Here is a 4,161-nt window from a genome sequence, read left to right on the forward strand (position 1 = left end):
GCGAGCAGCCCGTACCCGGTGAGCAGGGCGATCCCGCAGGCGAGCGCGGCCCCGGGGGCCAGTCCCTTCGCCGTGAGCGGGTAGAGCCCCCCGGGCGCGGCCATTCGGCGGGTGAAGCGTGCCGTGCAGCCCGCGACGAGCAGGGCGAGCACCGTCGCCACCACGAACGACCAGACCGTCGCCCCGCCCACGGACGCCGCGACGATCACCGGGGTCGCCGCCATCGCCGCCGAGGGCGCGGCGCCGGACACGGACTGGGCGAGTACGTCGAGGGCGCCGAGCCGCCTCCGCTCGAGCCCGTGCACCGGGGAACGATCGCGCAGCATGCCCACCTCCTCACGATCGTCCGCGGAGGTTAGCCGGTGGAGACGACCCTGTGACCAGCGACGACGGGTCGAATGAGAATCCCGGCGGGGCGATTCCCACGGCGCGGGAACGGCGACGGGCGTGATTCGCGCCACCCGGGAACGGGCGTTGTGCGCCGGTCCGCGGTCCGCGAGCGTCCCTCGGCATCCGCCACCGCACTGGAGCCCTCATGAGCACAGGCACGGAAGTCCCCGCCCGCAGGACCCTCACCGGAACGCTCGGTGTCGGCTCGATCGTCTTCATGGTCGTCGCGGCCGCGGCACCGCTCACCGTCATCGCGGGCACGGTCCCGCTCGGCCTGGCCGCGGGCAACGGCGCGGCCTTCCCCACCACCTTCGCCCTCTGCTGCGGCGTCCTGCTGCTGTTCGCGGTCGGGTTCTGTGCGATGAGCAGGCACGTGCCCGACGCCGGCGCCTTCTACGCCTACGTCCAGCGAGGGCTCGGCCGCGCCCCCGGCCTCGGTGCGGCGTTCCTCGCCCTCGTCACCTACACCGCCGTCCAGCTCGCGGTGATCGGCTACGTCGGTGCGGTGCTCGACGGCCTGGTCCAGCACTGGGGCGGCCCCGCGGTGCCGTGGTGGGTGTGGTCGGCGGCGGTGCTCGTCCTCGTCGGGGTGTTGGGGTACCGGCGGATCGAGCTGTCCGGCCGGGTGCTCGGGGTGCTGCTGGTCGCCGAGGTGGCCATCGTGCTCGTGTTCGACGCCGTCGTGGTCGGCCGGGGCGAGCAGCTCTCGACCGCCTTCCTCCAGCCCTCCCAGGTGGTCTCCGGCTCCCTCGGCATCGCGATCATGTTCGCCATCGCGAGCTTCATCGGGTTCGAGGCCACCGCGGTGTTCCGCGACGAGGCCCGCGACCCGGAGCGCACGATCCCCCGCGCCACCTACACGGCGCTGCTGCTGATCGGGGTCTTCTACACGCTGTCGAGCTGGGCGGTCGTCTCCGCCTGGGGCGACGACGCGGCCGCCGTCGAGGCCGCGGCCGCCGACCCCGGCAACATGATCATCACGACGGTCACGAACGTGCTCGGGCCCGTGGGCGGCGACGTCGCGCAGGTGCTGCTGATGACCAGCCTGCTGGCGGCGATCCTGTCCTTCCACAACGTCCTGGCCCGGTACTGGTTCGCGCTCGGCAACGCCCGCTCGGTGCCCGCCGCGTGCGGTCGCAGCCACCCGCGGCACGGCTCGCCGCACGTCGCGTCGATGACCCAGTCCGGCATCGCGCTGGGCTTCCTGGCCGTGTTCGCGCTGGCGGGCATGGACCCGGTCACCCAGGTCTTCGCCTGGATGGCGGGCACCGCGACCCTCGGCGTGCTGGCGCTGATGGCCCTGACCTGCACCGCCGTCCTGGTCTACTTCCGCCGCACGCGCGCCGACACCCGCGTCTGGCACACCCTCGTGGCTCCGGCGCTCGGCCTGCTGGGCCTGATGACCTGCCTCGCGCTGACGGTCGCCAACTTCCCCACCCTCATCGGCGGCTCGCCCGCCCTCGCGATCGGGATCGGCGCGGTGCTGGTGCTCGCCTTCGTGGTGGGCGCACTCTGGTCGCGCAGGCCCGCCCCCGTCCCTGCTGGAGGACTCTCATGACCACCCTCGAGAACCGCACGCACGCCCTGGCCATGACCTCGGAGGCGGAGGTGACCGCCGTCCGCGAGGTGCTGCTCGCCGCCGGGCTGCTCGGCGAGACCGTCCGCTACACGTTCTTCGCGCCGGAGGAGCCCACCAAGGACGAGGTGCTCGGCGGCGGGGAGACCGACCGCCGGTTCCGGGTCGTGCTGCTGGACATCGCGACCGGACGGTCGTGGGACGTGGTGGTGTCCGTGTCGTCGAGCAGTGTGGTCGGGTCCCGCGAGCTCGATCCCCCGCGCGACGGCCAGCCGCCGATCATCGACACCGAGTTCGAGATGATCGAGGACATCCTCAACGCGGCACCGGAGTGGCTCGCCGCGCTGGCATCGCGGGGCATCGAGCCGGCGTCGGTGCGCGCGGTCCCGCTGTCCGCGGGCGTCTACGACTACCCGGACGAGGCGGGCCGCCGGATCGTGCGCGCCTTCGGGTTCCGCCAGGACCACGCCAAGGACCACCCCTGGGCCCACCCGATCGACGGGCTCGTGGCCTACGTGGACCTCACCGCGCGGTCGGTGGACCGGGTGGTCGACACGGGCGCGGTGCCGGTCCCCGAGACGACCGGCAACTTCGACGATCCCGAGGTCCAGGGCCCGCCGCTGGAGCTCAAGCCGATCGAGATCACCCAGCCCGAGGGCCGGTCCTTCACCGTGGAGGACGGGCGGGTGCGGTGGGGCAGGTGGGACCTGCGGATCGGGTTCAACGAGCGCGAGGGCCTGACCCTGCACCAGATCGCGTTCGACGACCGGCCCATCTGCTACCGCGCGTCGGTGGCCGAGATGGTGGTCCCGTACGCCGACCCGGCGCCGGTCCGCTTCTGGCAGAACTACTTCGACTGCGGCGAGTACATGTTCGCCCGCTACGCCGACTCGCTGCAGCTGGGCTGCGACTGCCTCGGCGACATCCTGTACACCGACGCCGTGGTCGCGGACGACCTCGGCAACCCGCGCACGATTCAGAATGCGATCTGTATGCACGAGGAGGACTACGGCGTCGCATGGAAGCACTCGGACATGTTCACCGGCTCCCGCGAGACCCGCCGCCAGCGCCGCCTGGTGATCAGCTTCTTCACCCCGATCGGCAACTACGACTACGGCTTCTACTGGTACCTCTACCTCGACGGCACCATCGAGCTCGAGTGCAAGGCCACCGGCATCGTGTTCACCAGCGGTACACCGGGTGAGTACGCCACCGAGATCGCGCCGGGGCTCGGGGCGCCGTTCCACCAGCACCTGTTCTCGGCGCGGCTGGACATGACCGTCGACGGGCCGCGCAACGCCGTCGAGGAGGTCGAGGCGGCCCGCGTCCCGATCGGCGAGCAGAACCCGTACGGCAACGCGTTCCGCCGCTCGGTCACCCGCCTGTCCCGCGAGTCCGACGCCCAGCGGGACGCCAACGCCGCCACCGCGCGCGTCTGGCACATCGTGAACCCGGAGAAGCGCAACGCCCTGGGCCAGGAGGTCGGGTACGTGCTGCACCCCACCGGGCAGCCGACGCTGCTGGCCGACGGCGCGTCGTCGATCGCGGGGCGGGCCACGTTCGCCACGAAGGCGCTGTGGGTCACGCGGTACGCCCACGATCAGCGCTATCCCGCCGGGGACTTCGTGAACCAGAACCCGGGCGGGGCGGGGCTGCCCGCGTGGGTGCAGGCGGACCGCCCGGTGGACGGCGAGGACATCGTCGTGTGGCACACCTTCGGCCTCACGCACTTCCCACGCCCGGAGGACTGGCCGGTCATGCCCGTGGACTACACGGGCTTCGTGCTGAAGCCCGCAGGCTTCTTCGACCGCAACCCCGCCCTCGACGTCCCGGCCACGACGGCGAAGCACTGCCACTGAGCCGAGCACTGAGCTATGAGTGGCGATAGTCGCCCATAGCGACTATCGCTACTCACAGGGGGGCGGGGGTCGGGCGGCGGCGGAGGCGCAGGACCAGGGCGGTGGCGGTGATCGCCACGATCAGCAGGGCGTAGACCTCGGCGGTGACCCGCAGGCCGAACGCCGTGCTCGCGAAGCCCGCCGCCACGGCGGGCAGCGAGAACGCCAGGTACGAGATCACGAAGGCCACGGCGAACAGGGCCCCGCGCTCGTGCGGCTCGGCGATCCGGGCGAAGGTGCCGAAGGTGGCCAGCGCCGCCGCCCCGAAGCCGACGCCTGCCACCAGCGTCCCGAGGG

General features: G+C 72.4%; 2 protein-coding genes and 2 pseudogenes. 2 read left to right on the plus strand and 2 right to left on the minus strand.

All coding sequences use genetic code 11. The features are described from left to right. A pseudogene (locus H5J29_RS23200) lies at positions 1 to 326 on the minus strand (APC family permease); the annotation flags it as partial. Positions 327 to 535: 209 nt separating this feature from the next. On the opposite strand from H5J29_RS23200, the gene H5J29_RS23205 reads away from it, so the two are divergent. Both H5J29_RS23205 and H5J29_RS23210 read left to right on the plus strand, forming a co-directional pair. Continuing rightward, entirely contained in the window at positions 536 to 1,948 is a 1,413-nt protein-coding gene (locus H5J29_RS23205) for an APC family permease (RefSeq protein WP_181783156.1), read from the plus strand. Then, positions 1,945 to 3,825 carry a primary-amine oxidase gene (locus H5J29_RS23210; RefSeq protein WP_181783157.1) on the plus strand — a complete coding sequence of 627 codons (1,881 nt, stop codon included), beginning with the start codon at positions 1,945 to 1,947 and terminating at the stop codon, positions 3,823 to 3,825. The genes H5J29_RS23205 and H5J29_RS23210 overlap by 4 nt, the downstream gene beginning before the upstream one ends. 52 nt (positions 3,826 to 3,877) lie before the next feature. Here the strand turns inward: H5J29_RS23210 and H5J29_RS23215 are convergent. Beyond that, positions 3,878 to 4,161: pseudogene (locus H5J29_RS23215) on the minus strand (MFS transporter); the annotation flags it as partial.

It is taken from the genome of Pseudonocardia pini (assembly GCF_013870575.1).
Classification (GTDB): domain Bacteria; phylum Actinomycetota; class Actinomycetes; order Mycobacteriales; family Pseudonocardiaceae; genus Pseudonocardia; species Pseudonocardia pini.

What these genes read in the sequence shown, in the direction of transcription:
- H5J29_RS23205 (WP_181783156.1), top strand. Translation starts at nt 536, where the DNA reads ATGAGCACAGGCACGGAAGTCCCCGCCCGCAGGACCCTCACCGGAACG.
- H5J29_RS23210 (WP_181783157.1), top strand. Translation starts at nt 1,945, where the DNA reads ATGACCACCCTCGAGAACCGCACGCACGCCCTGGCCATGACCTCGGAG.